This window comes from Paenibacillus woosongensis (assembly GCF_009725165.1).
In the GTDB taxonomy this organism is placed as follows: domain Bacteria; phylum Bacillota; class Bacilli; order Paenibacillales; family Paenibacillaceae; genus Fontibacillus; species Fontibacillus woosongensis.
Genome location: NZ_WNZW01000002.1, coordinates 802,147 through 826,834 on the forward strand (window position 1 = coordinate 802,147; position 24,688 = coordinate 826,834).

General features: G+C 51.7%; 17 protein-coding genes. 3 read left to right on the top strand and 14 right to left on the bottom strand.

The features are described 5' to 3' along the window. Window positions 1–267 precede the first annotated feature (267 nt). Window positions 268–1,239 carry a bile acid:sodium symporter family protein gene (locus GNP95_RS10030; RefSeq protein WP_055107201.1) on the top strand — a complete coding sequence of 324 codons (972 nt, stop codon included), beginning with the start codon at window positions 268–270 and terminating at the stop codon, window positions 1,237–1,239. A 168-nt stretch (window positions 1,240–1,407) separates the two neighbouring features. After that, window positions 1,408–2,220: an NPCBM/NEW2 domain-containing protein gene (locus GNP95_RS10035; protein WP_055107200.1), complete on the top strand. Its 813-nt coding sequence runs from the start codon at window positions 1,408–1,410 to the stop codon at window positions 2,218–2,220. 74 nt (window positions 2,221–2,294) lie between these two features. Here GNP95_RS10035 and GNP95_RS10040 read toward each other — a convergent pair whose 3' ends face one another. The 8 genes from GNP95_RS10040 to GNP95_RS10075 all read right to left on the bottom strand — a co-directional run bounded on the left by GNP95_RS10040 (window position 2,295) and on the right by GNP95_RS10075 (window position 14,829). Further along, window positions 2,295–3,965, bottom strand: a complete 1,671-nt coding sequence (locus GNP95_RS10040) for an MGH1-like glycoside hydrolase domain-containing protein (RefSeq protein ID WP_055109966.1) — start codon at window positions 3,963–3,965, stop codon at window positions 2,295–2,297. Between the two features lie 44 nt (window positions 3,966–4,009). Then, window positions 4,010–5,500, bottom strand: coding sequence for a glycoside hydrolase family 43 protein (locus GNP95_RS10045; protein ID WP_155610876.1), 1,491 nt, complete (start codon window positions 5,498–5,500; stop codon window positions 4,010–4,012). Between the two features lie 42 nt (window positions 5,501–5,542). Next, window positions 5,543–6,424 carry a carbohydrate ABC transporter permease gene (locus GNP95_RS10050; protein WP_155610667.1) on the bottom strand — a complete coding sequence of 294 codons (882 nt, stop codon included), beginning with the start codon at window positions 6,422–6,424 and terminating at the stop codon, window positions 5,543–5,545. 12 nt (window positions 6,425–6,436) lie between these two features. Continuing rightward, window positions 6,437–7,336: an ABC transporter permease gene (locus GNP95_RS10055; protein ID WP_155610877.1), complete on the bottom strand. Its 900-nt coding sequence runs from the start codon at window positions 7,334–7,336 to the stop codon at window positions 6,437–6,439. A 102-nt stretch (window positions 7,337–7,438) separates the two neighbouring features. Continuing rightward, window positions 7,439–9,097: an extracellular solute-binding protein gene (locus tag GNP95_RS10060; protein ID WP_155610668.1), complete on the bottom strand. Its 1,659-nt coding sequence runs from the start codon at window positions 9,095–9,097 to the stop codon at window positions 7,439–7,441. 107 nt (window positions 9,098–9,204) lie between these two features. Next, window positions 9,205–10,869, bottom strand: coding sequence for a response regulator transcription factor (locus tag GNP95_RS10065; RefSeq protein WP_155610669.1), 1,665 nt, complete (start codon window positions 10,867–10,869; stop codon window positions 9,205–9,207). Between the two features lies 1 nt (window position 10,870). Continuing rightward, window positions 10,871–12,604, bottom strand: a complete 1,734-nt coding sequence (locus GNP95_RS10070) for a sensor histidine kinase (RefSeq protein WP_155610670.1) — start codon at window positions 12,602–12,604, stop codon at window positions 10,871–10,873. A gap of 86 nt (window positions 12,605–12,690) precedes the next feature. Continuing rightward, complete coding sequence (locus tag GNP95_RS10075; protein ID WP_155610671.1) at window positions 12,691–14,829, bottom strand: glycoside hydrolase family 52 protein; 2,139 nt, start codon at window positions 14,827–14,829, stop codon at window positions 12,691–12,693. 194 nt (window positions 14,830–15,023) lie between these two features. Here GNP95_RS10075 and GNP95_RS10080 point away from each other — a divergent pair, with 194 nt between their 5' ends. Beyond that, window positions 15,024–15,977: a helix-turn-helix domain-containing protein gene (locus GNP95_RS10080; RefSeq protein ID WP_230873762.1), complete on the top strand. Its 954-nt coding sequence runs from the start codon at window positions 15,024–15,026 to the stop codon at window positions 15,975–15,977. 1,199 nt (window positions 15,978–17,176) lie between these two features. Here GNP95_RS10080 and GNP95_RS10085 read toward each other — a convergent pair. From GNP95_RS10085 to GNP95_RS10110, 6 genes are all read right to left on the bottom strand, one after another. Then, a complete protein-coding gene (locus GNP95_RS10085; RefSeq protein WP_155610673.1) occupies window positions 17,177–18,217 on the bottom strand; it encodes an NAD(P)-dependent alcohol dehydrogenase in 1,041 nt (346 codons plus the stop codon). 37 nt (window positions 18,218–18,254) lie between these two features. Then, the gene (locus GNP95_RS10090) at window positions 18,255–18,803 is read right to left on the bottom strand and encodes a cupin domain-containing protein (RefSeq protein WP_155610674.1); all 549 of its coding nucleotides are present in this window, start codon (window positions 18,801–18,803) and stop codon (window positions 18,255–18,257) included. An 81-nt stretch (window positions 18,804–18,884) separates the two neighbouring features. Further along, a complete protein-coding gene (locus GNP95_RS10095; protein WP_155610675.1) occupies window positions 18,885–21,401 on the bottom strand; it encodes a beta-mannosidase in 2,517 nt (838 codons plus the stop codon). Between the two features lie 55 nt (window positions 21,402–21,456). Continuing rightward, complete coding sequence (locus tag GNP95_RS10100) at window positions 21,457–22,296, bottom strand: carbohydrate ABC transporter permease (RefSeq protein ID WP_155610676.1); 840 nt, start codon at window positions 22,294–22,296, stop codon at window positions 21,457–21,459. A 3-nt stretch (window positions 22,297–22,299) separates the two neighbouring features. Further along, window positions 22,300–23,193, bottom strand: coding sequence for a carbohydrate ABC transporter permease (locus GNP95_RS10105; protein ID WP_155610677.1), 894 nt, complete (start codon window positions 23,191–23,193; stop codon window positions 22,300–22,302). A gap of 82 nt (window positions 23,194–23,275) precedes the next feature. After that, the gene (locus tag GNP95_RS10110) at window positions 23,276–24,640 is read right to left on the bottom strand and encodes an ABC transporter substrate-binding protein (RefSeq protein ID WP_155610678.1); all 1,365 of its coding nucleotides are present in this window, start codon (window positions 24,638–24,640) and stop codon (window positions 23,276–23,278) included. Window positions 24,641–24,688 lie beyond the last annotated feature (48 nt).

Below are 24,688 nucleotides of genomic sequence, written 5' to 3' on the forward strand. Positions count from 1 at the left end.
TATACAAAAATATGTATATATCCACCGTAACTTACGATTGTCATGGTAGAGTCCGGGACATGTTATTAAATTATTAAATTTCTGGACATGACATAACAGGCAATCAGGCAAAACAGCTCATTCCGAAATCCATACAGCATTCCTGTTTAAACATCCTCTTCTTTCCTTTAATATAAAAGGTGGGCCTGCTGCATCACCTGATTTAGCAGCTCCCGTCTTAAACTAAACATTCCACTCTACTAGCTAATGAAAAGGACGTAATCAACCATGCTGCAATCCATGAACCGCCTGCTGAACCGCTTGATGCCTATAATTACTCCGGTGAGCATCGTCATTGGTCTCCTTTGCGGCAGCCGCCTGTCTTCATTTACTTATTTGTCCCCATGGCTGTTCGCATTCATGACCTTTGCCGGAAGCATCAGCCTCGGTTTTAAAGATTTTGTGAATGTGCTCAAGAGGCCCTTGCCCCTGATCATCTGCCTGTTCATTCTGCATCTGGCGATGCCTCTCATTGCGATGGGCTTCGGCCATCTTGTCTATCCGGGAGATATGTATATGATCACTGGGCTAATCCTCGCTGCCAGCATACCGACGGGGGTCAGCACCTTTGTATGGGTCAGCATGTACAAAGGTAACATCGCCCTGACGCTATCGATTATTCTGATTGACACGATGCTGGCTCCCTTCCTTGTTCCCGGCATTCTATCCTTGCTCGTCGGCACCGATGTGCAATTGGATGTATACGACATGATGAGCAGCCTGTTCTGGATGATCGTCGTGCCCTCCCTGATCGGCATGATTTTGAATGAATGGAGCAAAGGAGGTATCGCACCCATTTGGGGTCCGCGGCTCAACCCGTTTTCTAAGCTCGCGATGGCCGCCATCGTGGCCATTAACGGCTCGGTCGTCGCCCCCTATCTTACGGATTTCAGTCTGCATTTGGCAGGTCTGGCCGTCGTCATCGTGGTCATAGCTTCTACGGGCTACTTGCTCGGCCTGGCCTTCTCCAAGCTCATGGGGTGGAGTTATCCCGACAGAGTCGCGCTCATCTTCAATGGCGGCATGCGGAACATTAGCGCGGGGGCGGTGCTGGCCGTTACTTATTTTCCCGCTCCTGTTGCCGTTCCGGTCGTACTCGGCATGGTATTTCAGCAAATGATCGCCTCCCTTGTCGGTTATTTACTCGGCCGCAGTGTTCGGGCAGATAAGGGGCAATCGAAAAATGCTGTGGGACTTTAAGCCGTTTATCATACTCATCGTTGAAATAGCAGGCCATTTATTACAAGCTCCCAGCCCATTCACTTCCTGGGTAAAAGCTAACTGACTCCATTAAAAAAACAAATTCTCTTTTCCGATATACAAAATAGGGATGATCATTCCTACATTTAAAGAAAGAGGGATAACAGCATGAACAAACAAAACTTCAAACAAAAAATGGCCATCTTTAGTACAGGCTTCGTGGCTGCGGCCGTACTGACGACAGCTACCTCTGCATGGGCGGCCCCGCTTCAAAAGCAAATTACTGCCTTCTTTAATGGCACGAAAATTTACGTCGACGGCAGGCTCGTCCAATCAACTGATGCCAAGGGCAACAAAATCGAACCGCTCGTTTATGAAGGAACCACGTATCTTCCCGTCCGGGCAGTAGCGGAAGCCTTCAACAGCAAAGTAACATGGGACGCTCCGGGCAACAGCATTTATATAGGCAAAGTCAATGCAACCGATCACGATGTTTCCTTGTCTTCACTCGACTTTCTTAGCGAAAGTCAAAGTATCAAATGGGGACATTTGGATTGGCAGAGCCACAGCAGCAACAAAGTAACTGCCTGGAGCCCGGAAGACGATAAGGATAACACCGGGACCAATTATAATGATGGCCTGAAATTCGAGCTTGTCGGCTCCGGCACGGGGGCTACGCATGGTCTGGCTATGGAGAGAGAATACCTGCTGAACCAGAAATACAAATCTTTTAGCGGCAGCTTTGTCCTCCACTATGACAGCCGTTCCTCGGAGGAGGCTCACGCTACGCTTAAAGTTTACGGAGACGATCAACTCCTCTATACTTCCGACAAACTGGAGAAGGGCGTGCTTCCGATTGATTTCGATGTTAACGTCTCAAATATCAGTAAACTAAAAATCGTCATTACCAACACCGACTCCGACATGGATTACAAAGATAAGCTCTACTTCGGAATCGTTAATGCCGGGTTCAAGAAGTAGTTCTCTTATTCATAAGGGCCTTGCCGCATCCGCGGCAAGGCCCCTTTCTTTATTTCCCTTTTCAAATCTTCACACTAGCAATATGCAGGCACTACCGTACCGATGTCTGCACAGGTTACAAGTGTATCCCCTGTCCAGGTCTTTCGTTCATTCCCTTTAATTTCAAGCGTATAAATCCGGCCTTCGAACTCTATCTCGCCTTGTACCGGCGCATACGTCATCCCGACCATTTCCCGCAGTTGTCCATTGCGGTCCGTTACTGCCCTGGTGCCGTAAGGAAAACGCATATAAACCTCGCCGTTCCGGTGCACTGTGGCGCCCGCTCGGGTATTCACCAATTCATACAGCACGCCATCGATGAAGCGGGAATACGCTGTTTCTCCGGCCACCTCTTCCCCATGATCCATCGGATACGGCAGCAGCCCTGTGAACCATAGCTCTCCTTCAGGCGTAGGCATAATCCCGCACATCCGCTCTACGAAATCCAGCACGCATAAAAGCGATGGTGAATAAGTATCCGTGTATCCTTCTTCTCCCGTCCATGGGCTTAATGTTTGCGAAAAACGAGTCATACGCGACATTGCACTTAATATCGGCTGCATCACCCAGGTCAACTCCACGTATCGGCCGTGATGCTCAAAAGCATGCGGCGTTCGAATCAAAGTCAGGAAATTCGTGGGCCCAGCCCAGCTATTATACGCCGAGGACGGATCAAAGCGCGGATCATCCATCGCTACTGAGGTTAAAGGATATTTAGCAAAAAACTTGCTCGTATTCAACAAGTAACGTCTCAGCGCCTTGTCGAATAATGCACGGTCCCCTGTCTCACAGGCTAATACCCTCAGCAATACATCGGACTGGACGCGGACGAACTCCCCGTTCCGATCCACATCATAGAAGAACTCGTCGGTTTCGTCGAAGCAGTGCCTGAACAAGCTCTGCTCGCTCTGCTTGGCCTTCAGCTCCCATTCCGCCCCTTCCGCCTCTGCTCCCAATTCACGCGCCATCCTGGCCAAATATTGGCGCTGGCAATATACGTTAGCTGTCAAATCAGGCGCCAGAAATGGAAGTATGGGCGAATCCGGGTTATACTTCCGGGCATCGTCCAAATGGGCGGTATCAGGAACATGCCAAAAGCGCGGCGACAGATCATGGCCGGTATCGAATGTGCAGAATGCTTCTACGCAGCCGGTGCCCCGAGTGTTCCGATACCGGGCGAGCCATTCGTCAAACCGGGCCATGGCGGTGTACATTACCCTCAGGAAGACCTGATCACTTGTACCGCTTACGTTCAGCATATAGTGATTCCATACACTTCTGGCCAGCGGAGTTACCATCTGGATTTGCCTGTAGCCCGGCCCCTGGGCCGTTACTTTATAGGGCATCTGGCCGTCGTCCCTTTGATAATCGGCGAACAGGCGGAACGTAGCCTCCGCCACGCCGGGTATGAATCGTGACAGCAGCTCGGCATTGATCGTCCCCGTGCTCTCCAGCCAGGTGCCCGGATAAGCTCCGCCTTCATGCAGGACGTGAGCACCTCCTCGGGACATAACGATGCAATCCAGCAGCTTGCGCCCCGCGGAGTAATAGACGCCCTCGAACCGTTCCGCCGAGGATACAAACTTAACGCCTGAACGCTGCCATTCCTCAAGTACTGATCCGTGAGAACTTTGCTTCTCCTCCCCAATCAGCGCTACCGCGTCCAGACCCCGCAGCTTTGTCAATAAGCTCTCATTCAATCTCATCAGCCTCTTTACAATGTAATCATCGATGCTCTTCTTTTCACCGCTTACGCCCACGGTCCATCATGCTCGTAGCAAAAGCCTTGAAAATCGGCTCTGCCGCCTTTCTCACCGATCGTATAACTAAACAGTCCGACTCTCGCTCCCTTCCAGAAGCCTGCGCTCATGCGGCACTCGCCGCCTAACGGGATAAAGATTACCCCATCCAGGCTGAAGAAGAAGCTGGTCTCGCCCGATAAATCGATATGACTCTTCAGCCAGACCGATTCGCCGGCAAGCTTCGGACCGTAGAATACCGTTCCACCTGTAACGGCTTGAAGATAATTGCCGCCTTCCTCTGTCACAACGCCGATCCAGTTCTCTTCCCGGGCGCAGAGGAAGGCCAAGCCGGCCCGCTGTCCCGGATTCATATGCAGGACGCTGAGCTCAGTACATACGATGCCTTTGCTTCCGATCAGCTTCTGGGTCAAAGTGTTTCTCGCCTGCAGAAGCTCCGGCGCCGGCATTGCCTTCAGCCGCAAATATCCCGGCCTTTCGCGCAAAGACCAGCCGTCATTGACCGGATTATGGTTCCACTGCCACTGCAGTCCGAGCTCCGGCCCCTCAAACGTATCCGAGGTCTGCGGCAGCCGCACCGGATGACGCCCGGCGACGGACGGCTTCCCATACACGGCCACGGGCTCTCCAGCCGCGCCAATGACGGGCCAATCGTCCACCCACTCCACTGGCTGCAGGTGACACACCCTTCCGATCGCACCCGCGCTCTGGAAATGCATGAACCACGTCTCCCCGCTGTCCAGCTCCACCAAGGCTCCCTGGTGCGGTCCGTTGATATCGGTCGCTCCCTTCTGCAGGACGACCCGGCGTTCATACGGGCCATAAATATCCCTGGCGCGAAGCACAGTTTGCCAGCCCGTCTCTACGCCGCCCTCGGGAATTACCAAATAATAATATCCGTTTCTCTTGTATATTTTCGTTCCTTCGGCAATTTTTCCGACATAGACGATTACGCCGTCATCCAGCAGCGTCCTGCCGTCCGCGCTCATGCGATGAATAATAATCGGGCCGGCGCCAACGGTGCTGTGACCCAGATAGGCATGGCCGTCGTCGTCCCAGAATGGGCAGGGGTCCTCCCAGCCGGCAACGCGCTTCACTTCATGAAGCGCACTCCAGGGACCGGCAGGGTCCTGAGCCGTGCTCATGTACAGCCCTTCATCCGGCGTGCAGAAATACACATAGAACAGCCCATTGTGATAGCAGAGCGCAGGCGCCCAGCTCCCTTTGGCATAAGCCCGCATGTCGTCATACGCCGGATCGATATCCAGCCGTTCGTATACTTTGCCGATAATCGACCAGTTGACCAGATCCTTCGAATGCAGGACCGGCATGCCCATGAAATGAAAATCCGAGCACACCATATAGAAATCATCGCCCACGCGGATGACGTCCGGATCGGAGAAATCCGCGTTCAGCACAGGATTGCGATAATAGCCGTTGCCGAGATCCCCCCACGCAGGCATTGTCATCGTTCGGTTCATATCCACTCTTTTTCCACTCCTTTATTCTAAAAAAGCTTACCCTTATCCCTTCACGCTTCCAAACACGAGCCCCTTCATGAAATATTTCTGCAGGAACGGATAAATGATCAGTACCGGGAAGGCGGCCAAGAATACCTGGGCCGATTTAAACGTCCGGTTTGAAATCTCCGACATATCCAGCAGCTCATTGGAGCTGACGATGCTCGGATCAGCCTCGATAATGATCGTCTGCAAGTAGCTCTGCAGCGGATAGTTGGCCGGCGAGTTCATGTAGATCAAGCCGTCAAACCAGGAGTTCCAGTGCCCCACGAGAACAAACAGCGAGATCGTCGCCAAGGCTGGCTTCGAAAGCGGACAGTAGATGCTCCATAGCACGCGCCAATGTCCAGCCCCGTCGATATAAGCAGCTTCCTCGATTTCTTTGGGCAGGTTGCGGAAGAAATTCATCAGCAGGATGACATTGAATACGGGTACGGCGCCAGGCAGTACTAGCGCCCAGATCGTATCCAGCAGCCCCAAGGACTTGATCGTCATATAGGTCGGAATCAGCCCGCCATGGAACAGCATCGTAATGATGAAGAACCAGGCATACACGTTCCGCATCCCGAGCGCCTTTTTCTCCTTAGATAGCGGATAGGCGATCGAAATGGTAATAAGCATGTTGATGATGTAGCCGAGCAGCACTCGTTTGCCTGAAACGAAAAATCCGGTCAAAAATTCATTTTTGGTCAGCGCGTATTTATATGAGGCAACCGTAAAATCAACGGGCCAGAGCTTAACATACCCGGCAGCAGCCGCGCTGCTGGAGCTGAAGGAAATGGCGAGCACGTTGATTAATGGCAGAATGCATACAACGGCCGTAACGGTTAGCAGAATATAGTTGAACGTCAGAAATATTTTTCGGCTGATTGATGTTTTATGCATGCCTTCTCCCTCCTAGAAAACCCTGTATCCGGCGTATTTGTTAGCCAGTTTGTTCGACAGGACGATCAAGACGAACGAGATCAGCGATTTGAACAAGCCAACCGCCGTCGCCACGCCGTATTGCGCGTCCACGAGACCGATCCGGTACACTAGCGTATCGATAATGTCCCCCGTGCTGTAGACCATAGGGCTGTACAGGTTGAACACCTGCTCAAAGCCCGCATTAAGCACATTCCCCAAGCTGAGCACGGTCATCAGGGTAATGATCGGCAGCATGCCGGGCAGCGTGATGTGAATCGTCTGCTTCCAGCGGTTCGCCCCGTCCATGGTAGCCGCTTCATACAGGCTCTGATCGATCCCCGTCAAGGCGGCTAAATATACGATCGTGCCGTAGCCGAAGGTTTTCCAGGTATCCGTCAGGACGAGCGTATAAGGGAACCATTTATCATCCCCCAGGAAAAAGATCGGCTTGATGCCGAATACGCCCAGAAATTGATTCACGATCCCGCTCGAAGGAGACAATATGTCGATCAGTATCCCGCCCAGGATAACCCAGGACAAGAAGTAAGGAAAATAAATAATCGTTTGAATCGTGCGTTTGAAAAAGGCTCCTGCCAGCTCATTGAGCAGCAGCGCAAATATAATCGGAACAACCAGTCCCGCGATAATTTTCAAAATGGCGATAAATACGGTATTCCACAGTACACTCGTAAAGTTCGGCATATCCAGCATGTAGCGAAAGTTGTCCAGACCAATCCATTTCGAATTGAAAATCCCTTTGGAAGGAACGAACTTCTGAAAAGCGATCACCGTCCCCAAAATCGGGACATAGCTAAAAATTACAGTTAAAATAATGCCGGGTAAAATCATCAGATGCAGAGGAATTTCCTGCAGTTTCTTCTTCATCCCCATCGCGGCTCCTCCATTCATAACCATGCTGACAATAAAAAGGGAAAATAGAGTTGCCCCTTTCTTCCCTTTTCATCGTCATCTTATCCAATCTGTGCCCAACTTTTATTTGTTCTTCTCAGCCCATTCGTTGACTTCCTTCGTAATTTGCTCTCCGCCAAGCTTCTTCCAGTCCTCCACGAACTTGTCGAAGTTGTCCAGCGACTGCCCCATGATGATTTTGGTGAATACTTCCTCCTCCATCTTCTCCAGGGTGGCGAGCTTCTCCACCATCGTCGGCGTTGGCGCCCCGTAGAAGGCATCAAAAATATAGTTGTCCTCTTGGACGTAATGATCGATCACGTCGAAGCTGCTTGGCGAACCGAATACGCGTTCTGTTCCCCAGTTCGCTCTGTTACCGCCCCGGTAGTCGACGATTCTGTCATAGTAACCCTTTTCCTCAACAGACAGCTGGGATGGGTCATTCGTTTCCAGAGCCTGCATCGTATTCAAGTGCGCGTTCAGGTTTTTCTTGGCCGGGTCGGCGCTGATCAAACTGTACAGATAGACCGGAATGTTCGTATCGGTAATCCCGAATTTGCTGTTCTCTTGAGCGACTTCCGGATCATAGCCCTGCATGCTGAAGTTCAACAGCTTGATGATCGCTTCCGGATGCTTGCTGTCCTTGCTCACCCCGTAATATCTCGTAATCGGCATTTTGCCGATCGGGGTTGCCTTCTTGTCGTCCATGGATACAAGCGGCAAAGCCTTCCACTCGGCGTTCGGGTCATTGTCGACATTCTGCTGGATGATGGACAGCGGAGCAGACATAGAGCCATAGAACATGCCTACCTTGCCGCTCGCCACCGATTCGGTCACCTTGGCGCGGTCCTTCACGCCAAACTCCCGATCCAGTATGCCTTTAGCGTACAGATCCTGCAGCTGCTGGAGCGCGTCCTTCACGCCGGGCTGAATGCTGCCGTACACGAGCTGACCGGATTCATCTTTAACCCATTTGCCCGGATTCACATGATAACCGGAGAAATATCCGGACGTACCGAAATGAGCATCCGTCAAAAATGTTTTGGTGAACGCCAGACCAAATGTATCGTCTTTGCTGTTGCCGTCCGGATCATTTTTCGTAAACGCTTCCGCAACAGCGAGAACATCCTGCATTGTTTGCGGCTCAGGGAGTCCGAGCTTCTCCAGCCAGTCCGTCCGGACATACAATATCGGCAGCCCGTCGACCGCAGAGGACGTATGCGGAATCGCCATTAATCTCCCGCCGATCTTCGCCGTGTTGAAGCTGGCCTCATCCTGCAGCATGATTTCCTTCGTAATTGGCGATGCGTATTTCTCGAACAAATCCGTCAAATCATACAGCATGTCGTTCTCCGCCAGGTCGGTCAACTGCTTATTCTTCAGCCACATAATATCGGGCAAATCGCCGGAGGCGATCGACACGTTCATTTTCTGATCGAACTGCTCTACAGGAACCGTCCAGACATACTTCAAATTGATGCCGAGATCGCTTGAATAAGTGCGGGTATAAATATTGTCCTCGATCGTATCGTTGTTTTCGTATTTGTAAGTGGATTCCGTATAACGCCATGCCGTAATGTCCACGGGCGGATCATACTTCGCCATCAAATCCACATCGGCCTTGGCCGGATCTGGAGCGGCTGCGGGCGAATTCGCTTCCTTTGCGCCTCCGCAGGCTGTAAGCAGCATGAAACCTGCCAAGCATACAATTGCCGATTTCTTCATTGTTCTTCTCTTTTTCATATGAACCTCCCTGAAAGCTGTAAGTGGTATAGGGCCCTTATATGTTTAATGTTAGATTTGAAACCGCTCTCATTCAATATTCATCTCTTGACATTTGAATCAGCTGTTTACCTGTTGAATATGGTGGCCCGATACTCCTGGGGCGTCATATGGGTCGCCTTGCGGAAGGAGCGCGTGAAGTTCGTAGCCGTTCCGTATCCGACAAGCTCCGCCACATCCTGGATCTTGACGTCTGGATTTTCCAGCAGCCGCTTGGCCCTCGTCATTCGGCACGCCGAGATGTATTCGGATAAATTCGTGCCGGTCACCTGCTTGAATAGCCGGGATAGGTAAGACGGGTTAAAAAAGACCAGCTCTGCCAGCCGGACCAGCGATATCTCGTCGGGATCATGCAGATGGTCCTGGACGTGCTTCTGAATGACGGTGATAACGTCCCTTGCCCGCCTCTCCTCCTCCTGACTCTGAAGGCTGAACAGCATATCCCCGACATGGAGCAAATAGTCGAATGCTTGCTGCCAGGACTCATGCTCCCCCGGCTGCATCAGCTTGTGCAGGCCGATCCGGGTCGCCGCCGTCTCGACCAGGTTCCAGCGATTCATGTAAGACAGGAATACCAGCCCGATGGAGTAATACAGCTCCTGGGCCGGGACATGATGCATGCTGTCGATGCCGGCCAGCGCTGCCGCGCAATCGAGCAGAATAGCTCTGAATTCGGCCCGCTGTCCATGCTCCAATTGATCAGCAAGCACGGCCGGTTTGGCATGGCGCAGAAGCGGCTTCCCGCGCTGTTCCTCCCCTGGCGGCTGAAGCTGCTTCTCGATCATTTGCTTAGCGAGAAGCAGCATGCCGCAGCCCTGCCCGATCCGGTAATTCATCAGCATGTTCACCGTGGAGAAGCGTTCCGCTGCGTCCTTCCACATCACCGGGCTATCGTCGAGCACGAACGACAGCACTTCGCCGAGGGACTCGCGGCACGCCGACTGGATCAGCTCCAGATTTCCCTTCATGAACGTCATGGCCCGCTCCCAACTCTCGGCTTCGCTGCTTTCCTGCAGCGGCTGAATCAGCCAAACCGGGTCCATGCTCTCATTGACGACGTCAACGAACGAGACGCGAGCGGATAAATACTGGTTGGCTATAAGCCTGATTCTGTAGAGCTGCCTGGACTTCGTCGCATAGGTGAGCGCGCTGGCAAAGCTGTTGACCCTGCCCAGCATGATGAGCACAGGACGGTCCGCGCGCAGTGGAATCGCCAGTTCATCGAACTGCTTCTGATGGATTTCCTGCACGCCGAGCTGCTCGTTCAAAATTCCTTTGACGTAGTCTTTTTGCAGCAATTCCCTTGTCGCGTCAAGCTGCTCCTGGGCCTTCTGGAGCAACGCCTCCGCCTTCAGCTCCGTCTCGATATCCATGGCCGCCTGCTCGACCATTTGAATCACTTTCTCATACCCTTCGGTCTTCAATAAATAGCTCACGCCCTCATACTGGAAGGCCGAGTAAATATAGGAAAATTCATTATGTCCCGTCAGAAAAATGACCCTGCAGCTAGGCCATCTCTCCCTGATTTTGTCCAGCAGCTCAAGTCCGTTCAGGCCGGGCATCCGGATATCCGTAAGCACGATATCGAAGCGCGTCCGGTCGAACAGCCGCACCGCCTCATCACCGGAATAGGCCTTGTAAACATCCAGCTCCAGCTGGGGCAGATTCGACAGCACCTCATATAACCCGTCCGCTATAATCATTTCGTCATCGACGACCAAAAGTCTGTACATCCTACATTCCTCCATCCGAAATGACGATCCTTATTGTCGCTTTTAATCCGCCTAACTCGCTTCGCTCCATATATAGTCCGCTGTTCTGTCCAAACTTCAGGCGGATTCTCTGATGAATATTGAGAAGCCCCGTCGTCTCCGCCTCATCCGGACGCGCGAGGCTCTCGTTCAGAGCACGGATCTGCTCATCCGTCAGCTCCTCGCCGTTATCCTCCACGATCAGCAGCAGCTCGTTTTCCGTTCGGGCAAAATGCACATTTAAAATGCCGTTGGCGCTTTTTTTCTCCAGTCCGTACTTGAATGCGTTCTCAATAATCGGCTGAACAATCAGTCTTGGCACCATAATATGACCCACATTTTCCGGCAATTCGCCGAACTCGATCCGGTTGCGCTTCGCGAATCGCATCGCCTGGATTTCGGAGTACACCTTGGCATGATTGATTTCCCTCCCCAGCAGCACCTCGTCGGAATCGCCCCGCGTAATGAATTGAAAATACTCCCCAAGCTGATTCGTGAACCGCTCTAGGTTGTCGTAATCGCCCAAGCGCGTCATTGTGTTAAGAATGAAAAAGCTGTTGTACAGGAAATGCGGGTTGATCTGGGATTGCAGCTGCTTCAGCTCGGCCTTATGCGTCAATAGCTGCTGCTTGTACACCTGGTCGATCAAGGACTTCAGATTTTCCAGCATGGCGTTAAAACGCGTATAAATATACTGAAACTCATCATTGAAATCATGGTCGATCTGCTCGTTGAAATCGCCGTGCTCGACTTTGCGGAAAGCCTTCACCAGCTTGTACAGCGGCTTGTGAATATACTTATAGACATAAAGGGAATACACGACAATGATGGCAAAGGATACGAGCAGCAGCAGAACGAACCAGTTCCGGTACTTCTCAAGCGGCTGGAATACGGCATGAACCGGAACGTATTTGCTGAGCACCGCCCCGAAGAAATGCGAGTAGCTGTACACGGCTAAATACTGCTTGTTCGTAATCGTCACGGTCTGCGCCGTATTGGGGTCGACATCGCTTAACATTTGCGAAGCGGCCGCAAGATCGAAGTGGGCGTCATGGCTGGTCGTGATCTCAAACTGCGAGCTTTTAAATACTAATCCCTCCCCCGGGGAGTTAACCATTTTCTTCATATTTTCTTTGAGCTTGTCTTTGGAAATTTCGATGACCACGATAAAAAGCGGCCACTTCTTGCTCTCCGGCGTCACAAAAGGATACGAGGCGCTCAAATAGGTTTTGCCGTTCATATTGATCAGCTTCGAATCCAGAGATAGCGGAATATTCTTGAAATCATCATATTCCTCCGGATTAAACGAGGAAATCGTTAGAGCGGATACGTTTTTTTGGATCGCCGGAATATGGGCGTACACATCGACGATATAAGCGCTGCTGTTCCGTATGGCGTTAAGCCGCTGCTGCAAGCGCAGAATGCTCTGCATTTTCTCAATATCATTCATCGATTCCGGAATCGCGCCCAGCGCGTTTAAATTATCATCGCTCAAGACATCATACTGCAGCGTTTGAATTCGTTTGAACTCCTCCTCCAGGCCGCTGTAATATTGCGATACCTGTGAAATCATCGATTTGGAGATTTCGTCCTCCAAGGTGCGGACTCCCCAGTTATAAATGAGCATGCTGAGGATATAGAGAGGAAGAAGAATGCAAATAAACGAGAGGATCAGTCTTTTGAGCACGTTTTTTTTCCATGGATGATTCAGGTTCATGTTCTCCCTCCCCCACTAGAATAGAAAAGAGCCTTCGCTGTAGGCAGTGTTCCTACCGAAGGCCGATGAACTTGTAACGGCAATCCTTACGCCTGCTTCTCCGCCGCGTCCTCTTCCAGCCACAATATGGCCGTTACGCCCCGCGGATAATATTTGCTGCCCGTGATTTGCCCCGAGATGATCTGATCGCTCCAGCTCCAGACCGAGAGCTCCGGATGCGTCAGCCATTCCACATGGGCCCTGTCGGCATGGCGGCCCTGTTCATCCCAGGTTAGCCCAAGAATTTGCCGGGCGATGAACTGGCAGAGGTAGATTTTGCTGAGCCAGCTGTTGTTGCTCGTCGAGGACAGCTTCCAGCCCCCGTCTTCGAACAGGCAGATGCCATCCTGCAGCACGCTGCGCAGGTGCCGATCCAGCACATCGATATATGCCCCGAAGCGGCCGCTGCGCTCCAATGCATCACGGCAGCCCGTCACATACGGGAATATCAGCCCTTCAATGGCTGGTATGATTTTAGAATCATTGCCTTCCCCGATGACGGCCGGAATATAGCCTTGCTCTGTAACGCTGGACACGAGCGTTGCTGCGCATTTGACAGCCTGCTCCCCTGCGGTCTGAGCCTGCTCAGCCATCCCAAACTCGGCAAACAGCTTCTCCATCGCCACATAAGCCGCCCAGCATTTGCCCGCCAGATAAATATTGTTGCGCGCTTGGCCAAGAGAGACATCCAGGCTGTCGTATGTGGTAATTTCCGCGCCACCCTTCGTGCGGGTGCTGTCCAGACCCATGATACCGTTTCGCCGGGCCGGGTCGGGATGATCCCGGTTCAGCATGCTGTCGAGACATCGTGCCATCATGCCGATATTTTGCGTCATCCAGTCGGAGTCGTTCGTCTTGTCGTAATACGCTGCCGCGCAAAGTATCCAGTTTACCAGCTGCTCATGGGTCATATGCGAGAAGCAGCCGTCGAGGCCGTATATTTCATAGGAGGAATGGCCTGGGCGGGATAAGGAATTGTTGACTCCCATGTCGTGCGTAAAGCTGATGCCTCCCGGATACTCGGTGCGATCCCCCGGGAACGTAACTGTATCCTCATAGCTGTAGCGCTTCACGAACATGTCCAGCTCATTGCGCACTGTCCACGGGTTCATCCGCAGCTCATAATACAGCTGATCCACCGTCAGATCGAAGGTGTTCATCATCCGGTATTCGCCTTCATTGACCACCCAGAAGGGCTCACCGTTATAATCCAGCAGCTGTGTGGAGCCGTAATAGCTGCGAATGGCATGGGCCAGCATGAATGCCTGATCCTCGTTCAAAGGGGATTTATCGATTAAATCATTCGCCCGTTCTGCCTCCTCCTTCAGAGCATCAAACCTGGATAAGGCATATTCAGCGACCGACTCAATATTCGGAAAGAAGCGGTTATAGTAATAGCTCGCATCGATTCCGGTAGTTACATATCCGGCTCGGTGGAAGCAAACGGCAAAACGATAGGTCTGTTTCGTTCCGGCCGGAACATCCATCAGCATCGCCCCGGACGAGCCGAGCCCGAAGCCCCAGTTCTCTTCATGCGCCGGTCTGAGAATTTCCTCTATATTGAAATATAGCCCGGATTGCGCCGTCCCGCGCTCGGCCGCAATCGCGATGAAACGGCCCTGCCCGATTCCGGACAGCCGATCCGACACATCGTCCAGCCTGCGCATGGAGCCTGCAGGGTCGTTCTTGCGAAAGCCAAAGAAGGCTCGTCTTGACCGGCTGCATCCCGTATTATCCACTTCCATCTCGATCAGAACCGCGGGGACCAGTACATCCTTCAATTCCTGCTCGGAAGCGGTCCTCGGATCGGGAACGGAGCGCACCTGCGAAATGATGCGGAAGGTCAGGCCGCTTGCGTTCCAGCTGTCGGTCGCCAGCCGGAAATCTCGTTTAATCTCTTCCCGGGGAATATGATGGATGATTCTCCGCTTCTTTTTAACAGCAGGATTGTCTTCCTTCTCTACGTCATAGCGCTTGCGGTCATCCTCTCCCGTCATTTCATGGAACGGCAGTGAATCGTATCCGCTGCCATCCTCCCGTTCAAGGCCGATATACACATTTTGCATAGGCGACTGGCCCAGCTCCAAATCGAATCCCCCGCCTGCCTCGGGAAAACCTAATGTAAAACTGGCAAATGCCCCGATCGGGGAATGATGGGCGTTAAAAAACTGGTTTTTCGGCGTCATGCCTCGGACACTCCTTTAATGCAATTCTCCTAAAATCCATAGGGTTAAAATCTATGGTAAGGCTTACATTCGAGGAGGAACAGGGTCAAACCTTACGACAAAATGGGCAAAACGGACGCCCGCCGTCCAGATTGCCCTGGTGCTGTATGATATAATAAAGCTACCAATTTACAGTAGATGAGGTTCCGATCGTGATGGATTATACCGGCACACCTAACACCATGGACAGCATCATGTCTCCGGATATTCAGGCCGCCTTCCGCATTTATGCCACCCACTGGCGCAAGGTCAACGCCGCCTGGCGTTATCCTGTGCATCAGCACCGCGCGTTTGAAATCAACATCGTGCTGGAGGGCGAGCAGCATATGACTGTTGCCGGCCGCCCCTTCCTGCAGCATACCGGGGAGATCCTGTTCATCCGCCCCGGCGTGGAGCATTCCAGCCAAGGCTCCGGCGGGCCGGGGGGAATGACGTATTACGCCCTTAATTTTGATATCGATGATTCATCCCTAAGACGCTCCCTCATGATGGCCGATTCGGTCATTCTTACGGGCGATACCGCGGAAATAGCGGATGTTCGGCAGGCGCTGGACGATTTCATCTGTTCTACGATTTCCGGTGAATCGGATACGCATCGCCAGCGCCTAAATGCGCTTCGCGCCTCGCTTCGGCTGCTCACCGCTCTTAGCGGCTGGGCATTATCGGAGCTGTCCGATAACCCGCCAGCGTACGAGCCAAGCCCGCCTGAGAACGCGATTCTGCTCGCCAATGCCATTGAAAAGCACCTTGAGGAGCTTGTCTACGCTTCAGCAGCTGGCGGTGAAGGGAGAGCCGGCATCGAGGACATTGCCGCTAAGCTGGGGTACAGCCCCGCCCACTGCAACCGCGTGTTCCGCCAGGTTTACGGTAAATCGCCGCGCCAGTATCTGTCGGGGCTGATTATCCGCCAGGCCAAGCTGCTGCTGCTGAATTACAGCCTGTCCGTAGAGGTAATCGCCCTGCGCCTCGGCTACCGGGACGCCTCCCATTTCAGCAAACAGTTTAAACGCTGGACAGGCCTTTCTCCGCAGGGCTATCGCAAGCTCAACCACCCCGACCGCCGGGAGATTGATGCCGAGCAGCATTATCGCGACAATCCGTTTATATAATGTGGGAAAATAATAACGATCTACGGGCCGCTGTTATCCGCCATTTGTCTTGATTAGATTTTGATGTGACAAATGGCTCCTAAAGGCGGATGTAAACTCCCTACGATTCGTTATTATTTTCCTGGGGGTAGGAAGGAATTAAGTCTTTCAGCACCAATGGATGCTTCCGATGTGTGTTTTTTCAAAACGCCTTAGGTTGGATGAAGCTAGAGGCTGAGGAGCGGAGCTGCACGTTTTCGAAGAAAACGACTCCGAAAGCATATGCTTGGAGAAACCTACGTGAGCACCTGTAATGTTTCTGTAGGAAACATGCTTCGTAAGCATAAGCTCGTCTCGGCTGAATTCAAGATTCGATGTCGAGTACACTCCCTGTTTTACTTCGTGATCAAAGATTGACTTTTTGACAACCTCTAATTAGGGGAAAATAATAACGATCTACGGGCCGCTGCTATCCGCCATTTGTCTCGATTTGATTTTGATGTAACAAATGGCTCCTAATGGCGGACGTAAACTCCCTGCGATTCGTTATTCTTTTCCTGGGGCAGGAAGAAAGTAAGGGGCTGTCCCGAAAGTGATCATAGATGGCTGAGACCCCCCATTCTTTCAAAAAGCTCTCTGTTCTTCAGAATCAATTTTCTCCCTTACCTGCACCCCATTCTTTAAGTCCTCTTATATAAACTGTTGGTTATACTAGCCTGTCATACAGGTCATACAATAAATGGATTTCATGTATCTAATTATGCTCTAAACGAATGCTTAAGGGGATTAGATGGATTTTATGCAGCTATAATCAAGAATCCATTCCATGATTGGCAATTTTTCTTATTCTAACGACATGAAATCCATTTAAATTTACATTTCCTTCTTGACCGCAGAAACTAACTACTATAAATCCATTTAGACAAGGGTTGAACTATTAAAAGGGGGTATTCGCCGCTATAAAAGCGTCAAATCGAGGATTTCGGCGCTCCCTGCTACTCGGCCTGCCCAAAGTAAACCTAAAGGTTGGGCGGCCTTCACTTGCCCATCAATAATATGCTCACATGGGCCAACATGAAGCAAAAAGCGCAAATTCCGGGACTAATATAGCCCGAGAACTTGCGCTTTTATCGTAATAGGGAAATCGTGCTGCTCGTCTCATCTGTTACTGCTTTGGAAAAACTACCTTCGGGACAACCCCTTACATCTACCTTACTAAATTAATCGATTTTGATGATGATTTTTACGACATCGTTTTTCCGGTTGATATTGACGTCAAACGCCTCGGCAATTTCATCGAAGCTGTACTCGTGGGTCACAATGCCGGACACGTCGATGAGCCCTTCGGCCATCGCCTTGATCGCCTGCGGGTAGATGTCCCGGTAGCGGAACACAGTTTTGATCTCCGCCTCTTTGCCCAGCAGCTTGGCAAAGTTGTATTCAATAATATCTTGCGGCGCCATGCCGACCAGCACGACTGTCCCGCCCCGCTTGACCATGTACGCTGTCTGCTGTACCGTCTTTACCGCTCCTGCAGTCTCCATAACAACATCCACGCCTTCGCCGTCCGTCAGCTCGTAAATCAGCTTGACCGCGTCCATCTCGGCCGCGTTGATGACTCGCGTTGCGCCAAGCTCCAGCGCTTTATCCAGCCGCTTCGGAATGACATCCACAACGGTAATGTCGATAGCGCCAAACGCTTTGGAAGCCAGCAATGTCGTCAGGCCGATGCAGCCTGCCCCAAGAATGACCACGGAACTGCCGAGCGTGACGCCGCCCTGCTTGGCGGCATGCATTCCGACCGAAAGCGGCTCGACCAGCGCTCCCTCTCTACTCGAAATATGATTAGGAAGCTTGAACGCCATGTTCTCCGGAAATGCAATGTAGTTTTCAAAGCAGCCATGGTAGGGCGGCGTAGCGAGAAATTCCACATCGGGACACAGATTGTAGCGTCCGCTTTTGCAAAACTCGCATTGTCCGCAGGTCACGCCCGGCTCCAGAGCTACGCGGTCTCCTACCTGCAGCTGCCTGACGCCCTTCCCGATAGCGACAACCGTGCCCGCGCACTCGTGCCCGAGGATAAAATCGCCGTTAACAATAAAGTCGCCGATTTTGCCATGCTCGTAATAATGCACGTCCGATCCGCAGATGCCTACGTATTCAAGCTTGACGAGCACCTCCTGTTCTTTCGGCTCGGGCACCGGAATTTCGCGGATTTCCATTTGCTTCAGGCCAGTCATAAATGCTGCGCGATTGTTCAACAGAAACGCCTCCATCTTGCGTTATTATTTCAATTCATCAGTCCTCGATGCGAGGAATCCGGTCAATGCGGGGATCGGCAAAAATGTCATATTCGTCAAGGCTCCTAGTGCTGAATTCAGATACGACCGCGCCTGCCGGGCCTGCCTGGAACCAGTGCTTCGTATTCGGATAAATCGTATATTGCTCGCCCTCTTTCAGCACGATTTCATGGAATACGGAGTAATGCTCTTTGCCGCTCTCCGGGAGAACACCGCGAATATTCGAGCTGGGCTCGCCTTCCACATACAGGTACACTGTACCGTAGCGGCAGCGGAAGGTCTCTTCCTTGCCAGGGTAATTCAGCTTGGGAATCGCCGGATGTCTATGCTCGGGACAGGTCTGTCTAGGCAAAAGCACCATCTCCTTCGCACAGCAGCGGTCGGTATTGATCAAGGTGACAATGGATAGTCCCACCTGCGCGAATTGATCCAGCCCGAAGTCGGCGATCTCCAGATTTTCCTTCTCCTGTTCGGTCAGCACGATATGGGCCTTGTCGAAATAATCCAGAATCATCGGCTTAAACTGCTGATACACTGATTTTTTCATAACGGCCGCATCCTCCTTGTATTCTATTTAGTTGGAAATCTCGCATTCTATTTAGTTGGAAATTTAGTAATTTATTAATGCTTATCTGACCGAAGCAAACTTGAGCGATTCGCTGCCTGCGGAATAGACGGTAATCGTCTTCACCTCACCCGGCAGCAGATCAAAGTAGAGGTCGGAACAGTCATAACCGCCCGCAACGTATACGCCATGCGCAAAGCCTTTGCTGGTCAGCGTAATTTTGCGATCCGTTCCGACCTGCTCATCGCTGACGATTTCAACCGGCGATGGATCGAATACCATCGTTTTCATATCGCCTGTCCGCAGGGATATCGAGCTCACCGTATCGGAATCAGGAATCAGCATGATGCTGCCCTTGGTGTAATCCTGCTCCGGCAATTTTTCCGTAAGCAGGTAAACCCGGCTATGCGGCTCAAGGGAAATTTCCAGCGTTCTCGTCTGCCGAACTGTTCCGTCGAACGAAACATAACCGTATTCCGCCTGAAAACTCACCTTTTCTGCCGTATCATTCATCCCCTGCACAACGACGTTTCCGTCCACCACGCGCATCGACAGCTTCGTATGGGCCAGAGCGCGTTTTACGCCGTAGTACGGGATTTTGCGGCTCAGATAATAATCGATGATCGTCCAGCCGACCTCGCCCCAGGCATCGTTGTACATCCAGAACAGCGCGCCGCCGCAATCTTCCTTGAACCGGATCGCTTCCAGCGAATACTCAAGCATGAGCGAGTGCACCATGCCGCCGTAAAGCAGATAGTCCTCGATGGACAAATTATCGGTGCGGTCAAGGTAGTTTTTAGCGATACCTGTAACGACAGTGCCTTTTTCAAACACATTGCAGTGCATTTGCCACACTTCGCTGTCGAAATCGATCTCTTCCCCGCCCAAATATTTCTTTGTGCTCTCCAGAGAGCAAGGGCCGACGAAGCCGTATTCGCTCACGAATTTGGAGTTCACTGTATCGAAGTCCATCGGCTCGATGCGCTCGTCCATATTGAGGCTCATGAAGGCGTTATGCCAGCGATGGACATCGCCGACCGTATCGTCGTTCGGAAGCGCCCCGCCGTAAGGCGAGCTGTTCCAGTAAGGAATATGGGAGCAGTTGTTGTACATGATCTCTTTGGCGAGAATGTTCGCGATGTACATGCCGTACTGCTTCTCATGCTTGAACTCGATCTGCCATCTCGGATTGTCATATTTGTTGAAGATCCAGTGGACTTCGTTGGTTCCACAGAACAAGGCAATGGATGCCCGGTTGCGCAGGCGCTTGGTCTGATAATCCATCTCGGCCCGCATCTCATCGCGGAATTCACGTTTGTGGTCAGGATAGGTAGAGCAGGCCATCATGAAATCCTGCCACACCAACAGGCCGTTCCGGTCGCACAGATCGTAGAAAATATCCCGTTCAAACAGTCCGCCGCCCCAAACGCGCAGCATGTTGAAGTTCGCTTCCACCGCCTCGCGGATCAAGGTCTCATACTTCTCGTCGGTAACACGCGCATGGATGAAATCAGCTGGAACCCAGTTGCCCCCTTTGCTGAAAATAGGAACGCCGTTGACGATCAGCCGGAAATTGCGCTCTTCGCCGCGCAGGATGGACGTGTCCAGCTCGACCGTCCGGATGCCGAATTGGAATGCGGGATATTCAGTTTTGGCGTTCGCGCTCACCGCAGATACCTGCACATCGTACAGCGGATGATCGCCATGCCCCGCAGGCCACCAGAGCCGGGCATTTTCTACCTCGAGATCCACGTCAAAGTAGTTCGTACCGGAGGTCAGAAGCAGGTTCTCGAGCTTCTTCGTCACACAGGATTGCCCGTCATAGGAAATGTCGATCTGCAGATCGCAGTTCATCGTCCCGATGATGTCCAGGTTCTCGATGTTAACGGTCGCTTTAAGCCGGGCTGTCTGGTCAGCGCTCACGGTAACAAGCTTTACCTCGCGTACCGCGATCTCTTTCTCGCAGCGCAGGTATGCATTTCCGCCAAGCCCGCAGGTAACGACGCGCGGTCCCCAGTCCCAGCCCACCGTATATTGCGGACGTCTTACGTAGGAACGGCGATAGTCGCCGCGGTCTTTGCCGCCGTTGTCGTATTCGCGGCAGGTCGCCCAGTTGAGCTCTGCCAGGTCGCTGTCGGTAACGTCCTCCAGCCCGGTAGTGACGCGCACCGTAAGCGTGTTTTTCCCGGCGGTCAGAATGTCCTTGATATTGCGGACGAACGGATAATGCACATTGCGATGGCTGCCGATATATTGATCGTTTACGAAAATATCGCTGTTTGTGTCAATCGTTTCGATCACAAGCTCGATAATGTCACTATCAAAATCGATACCCGCGCCATCGAACTCCTTGATGTACCACCAGGAACGTTGTTCGATCCATTCGCTGGCGAGCGCATGATCGGACTCAAGCGGCTCCTGAATAATGCCATGCTCGATGAGAGGAATACGAACATCCGTCGGAAGCGTACAGGAATACCAGCCTTCCTTCAAAGCCTTCACAGCCGCCAGGCTGTCTCTGCCCCAGTGCAGCGGCGCCTCATGAAGAAGCCATGCGTCGTTTAAGTCAAATCTTTTCATAAGTCTCCCCATCCTTGATGTGTAATTGTTGTATTTCTTATTTCATTAATGTGAATCAACCCTTGACCGAACCGGCGACCATCCCCTTGATGATCTGCTTGGAGAACGCGAAATATAGTGCCATGGCGGGAAAAATAGCGATCAGCATCGAGGCCATCATTTTCGGATAATCAGTAACGAACTGTCCTTTGAACAAGGTAATGCCGACAGGCACGGTCATCAGGGTCTCCTTGCTGATCAAGATCAGCGCAAACGTAAATTCATTCCATACGATAAAAAATTGAATGATGCCGACGGTAACGAGGATCGGCTGGCACATCGGAAGCACGATGCTGAACAGAGTACGATGGAAGCTGCAGCCATCAATGTTGGCGGCTTCCTCCACTTCAATAGGAATGCTTCGCACATAGCTCTCTACCAGGAAAATCGCAATCGGCAAACCGAAGGCCGCATACGGCAAAATCAGCGTGTACCATTGGTCGCCCATCCCGGTTTTCGTAAACAGCACGTACATCGGAACCATTAGGGCATGAATCGGAACCAGCATCCCGAGCAGGTAGTAGTTATAAAGCGCATTTTTCCCTTTAAATCGGAATCGGGAAAGAAAGTAACCGATAATAAAGCCAAGAATCAGGATGATCGCCAGCGACAGCACGCTGTTCCGGATGGTGTTGCCCATCCACAGTAGAATTTTGCTTTTGGTCAGAATCGCAATGTATTGCTGAAAATTTGGGTTATGCGGCAATGAAATCGGATTGGCATAAAACTCGGCCTTCCCTTTAAGCGAAGAGTAGAATAACCATATCGCCGGAAAAATGCAGGTAATGGAGAAAACGGCCAAAACCAAATTTGGGACCAGCCCGGATAAAAAACGGCGTTTACTGCTCTCCCCCATCACTCACACCTCCTTGTCCTTCGTAAAGCTCAGCAGCAGCCATCTCGTTCCGGCGATAAATATCAGGCTCAGAATCAGGATGCCGATCGACATCGCGCTGCCGTAACCCATCTTATAGCTGAGGAAGGACGTCTTATATGCGTTTAGCGCCATCACGTTGCTTGAGGTTCCCGGCCCTCCGCCGGTCATCACATAGATGTGGTCGAAGACCTTCATCGTCCCCGCGATACAGAGCGTCACGCAGACGATCAGCGTATTCTTTACGAGAGGCAAAGTGATATGGATCGCCTTTTTCCAGCCGTTCGCCCCGTCGATCTCCGCCATCTCCAGCACCTGCGGGTCAATGGAAGCTAGAGCGGAGAGGATGATGATCATGTAGTATCCGATATATTGCCAAATCAGGGGAATCGCAACCAGTGTCAGCGCAAGACTCTCGTTGTTCAGCCAAGGCTGTATCCATTCCGCTTTTCCGATTTGCTTGAGAAAAATATTGATCAGACCGTAGTTGTAGTCATAGAGCATCGTCCAAATAAAGCCGATCACGACCGCCGATAATACCGACGGAAAATAAGACATCGTTCTGTGAAAAGCCTTGAATCTGACGCCTCTTGTATTCAGCAGTATGGCGAACAAGAAGGCGAAGCCGATTTGTCCGACAATGCACAGCACCGTAAGATAGATGTTGTTGACAAAAGATTGGATGAAAATGTCGTCCTTAGCCAGTGCTATAAAATTATCCAAACCGATGAAATTCATCTTCGTCCCGCCCGACCAGTCAAAGAACCCGTAATAAAAGGCCAGGACGATCGGAACAAATACGATAAAGGTGTACAGGATAAAGCCCGGCAGCATGTACAATATGAAAGCCTTTCTTGACGGACGAATTGCCTGGTTCATGTAGCTGCTTCCTCCTTCATTAGCGCATGGATGCAAGCTGCCGGCACGCCGGTGGCGCCAGCAGCTTGAACCATCGCGGCGGTTACAGGCTGTCCTGCCCGGATTGAAGCTGCGCGGCCAGCTCTTGGCCTGTTTTCGTACCGTTCAGCACTTCCTGCAGACCCGTATTCATGCTTTCGATAATCGAGCCTTCCATCAGCATGTCGTAGATCGGCGTAAACGTCAGGGAGCCGGTCAATGCGGCAAAATCCTGCGTCAACTGCGGGAACTGCGTCAAATCGGTGCCTTCAATCAGGCTTGGACCGGTCATGCCATATTTTTCAGCATAAACTCTGGAAAAGTCATAACCCGCCGTACTGAACAAAAAGTCCATAGCTGCATCAAGCTTCGCGCCCTCCAGATTTTTGTTGAGCGCCACATACCAGCCGGCTCCGCCGGAGATCGTATTGTTATCGCCCTTTCCACCATCCACGGGCGGCAGGATCGCAACCTTGGTCTGGCTTAGCACTTCCTCCGAGGCATTGGACAGCAGGTAGCTAAGCGCCCAGTGACCGTCAATGGTAGCTGCCGCCTTGCCCTGTGCGTAATATTCCTCGGCCTGCGCATTGGAGATGATATTGAAATCAGGGTTAAACACTTTGTTGGCGGCAATATTCTGCATCTGATCAAGGGCGCTTACAAACTCAGGGTCAGTAAACTTCGCGCTGCCGTCGCGGGCTATAATCGAATTCGTCCAATCGGTGCCTGTGAAACGGTCGCCCATGGTCGAAAGGATGCTGGATTCGGCCGGCCATTTGTCCTTGTTGCCAAGTGCGATAGCGGAGATTCCCTTTTCATTAAATTTCTCAGCGGCCTTGTAAATGTCTTCCCAATTGTCCGGAAAACGGTCATAGCCGATTTCTTTCCACATTTGTTCGTTATAAAAAACAACCGAGGTGATCGAGAGCTGATTCGGAATACCGTAAATGTTGCCGTCCCGCGTAGCCGCATCAAACACGCCTTTGCGGAACTGATCCTTGTGCTCATATTGGTCCAAATAGTCGTTGATCGGCATCAGCAGGTCGTTATTTGCAAAGTTGCTCACCCAGGAACCTTTTAAGAAGAAGATGTCCGGGATTTCGTTGACGGCGGCCTGCGCCTGGATTTTTGTCGAATAATCTGCCTGCGACATGACTGACTGTACCAGGTTGACATTCGGGTTGTTCGCCTCCCACTCTTCAACCAGTGTCATATAGCTGTCCATTTCTGCGCTTGTGGGACGCTCCTCCTCCAAATAATAGTGCGAGAAGGTCAATTGAATCTGTTCTCCTTTTGCCCCGGCCGCACCGGAGTTTCCGGGGGTCGTGCTGCCATTGCCGCTTCCATTGCTGCCGCCGCCACAGGCAGAAAGGATTAGCGAGAGAGCTGCCAGAAATGAGATGATTTGAATGATCTTTTTCTTTTTCATGTTGCCCCTCCAAAATGTATATTTGATTTCATAACCTAACTATAGAAG

What these genes read in the sequence shown, in the direction of transcription:
- GNP95_RS10030 (WP_055107201.1), top strand. Translation starts at nt 268, where the DNA reads ATGCTGCAATCCATGAACCGCCTGCTGAACCGCTTGATGCCTATAATT.
- GNP95_RS10035 (WP_055107200.1), top strand. Translation starts at nt 1,408, where the DNA reads ATGAACAAACAAAACTTCAAACAAAAAATGGCCATCTTTAGTACAGGC.
- GNP95_RS10040 (WP_055109966.1), bottom strand. Translation starts at nt 3,965, where the DNA reads ATGAGATTGAATGAGAGCTTATTGACAAAGCTGCGGGGTCTGGACGCG.
- GNP95_RS10045 (WP_155610876.1), bottom strand. Translation starts at nt 5,500, where the DNA reads ATGAACCGAACGATGACAATGCCTGCGTGGGGGGATCTCGGCAACGGC.
- GNP95_RS10050 (WP_155610667.1), bottom strand. Translation starts at nt 6,424, where the DNA reads ATGCATAAAACATCAATCAGCCGAAAAATATTTCTGACGTTCAACTAT.
- GNP95_RS10055 (WP_155610877.1), bottom strand. Translation starts at nt 7,336, where the DNA reads ATGGGGATGAAGAAGAAACTGCAGGAAATTCCTCTGCATCTGATGATT.
- GNP95_RS10060 (WP_155610668.1), bottom strand. Translation starts at nt 9,097, where the DNA reads ATGAAAAAGAGAAGAACAATGAAGAAATCGGCAATTGTATGCTTGGCA.
- GNP95_RS10065 (WP_155610669.1), bottom strand. Translation starts at nt 10,869, where the DNA reads ATGTACAGACTTTTGGTCGTCGATGACGAAATGATTATAGCGGACGGG.
- GNP95_RS10070 (WP_155610670.1), bottom strand. Translation starts at nt 12,604, where the DNA reads ATGAACCTGAATCATCCATGGAAAAAAAACGTGCTCAAAAGACTGATC.
- GNP95_RS10075 (WP_155610671.1), bottom strand. Translation starts at nt 14,829, where the DNA reads ATGACGCCGAAAAACCAGTTTTTTAACGCCCATCATTCCCCGATCGGG.
- GNP95_RS10080 (WP_230873762.1), top strand. Translation starts at nt 15,024, where the DNA reads ATGGATTATACCGGCACACCTAACACCATGGACAGCATCATGTCTCCG.
- GNP95_RS10090 (WP_155610674.1), bottom strand. Translation starts at nt 18,803, where the DNA reads ATGAAAAAATCAGTGTATCAGCAGTTTAAGCCGATGATTCTGGATTAT.
- GNP95_RS10095 (WP_155610675.1), bottom strand. Translation starts at nt 21,401, where the DNA reads ATGAAAAGATTTGACTTAAACGACGCATGGCTTCTTCATGAGGCGCCG.
- GNP95_RS10100 (WP_155610676.1), bottom strand. Translation starts at nt 22,296, where the DNA reads ATGGGGGAGAGCAGTAAACGCCGTTTTTTATCCGGGCTGGTCCCAAAT.
- GNP95_RS10105 (WP_155610677.1), bottom strand. Translation starts at nt 23,193, where the DNA reads ATGAACCAGGCAATTCGTCCGTCAAGAAAGGCTTTCATATTGTACATG.
- GNP95_RS10110 (WP_155610678.1), bottom strand. Translation starts at nt 24,640, where the DNA reads ATGAAAAAGAAAAAGATCATTCAAATCATCTCATTTCTGGCAGCTCTC.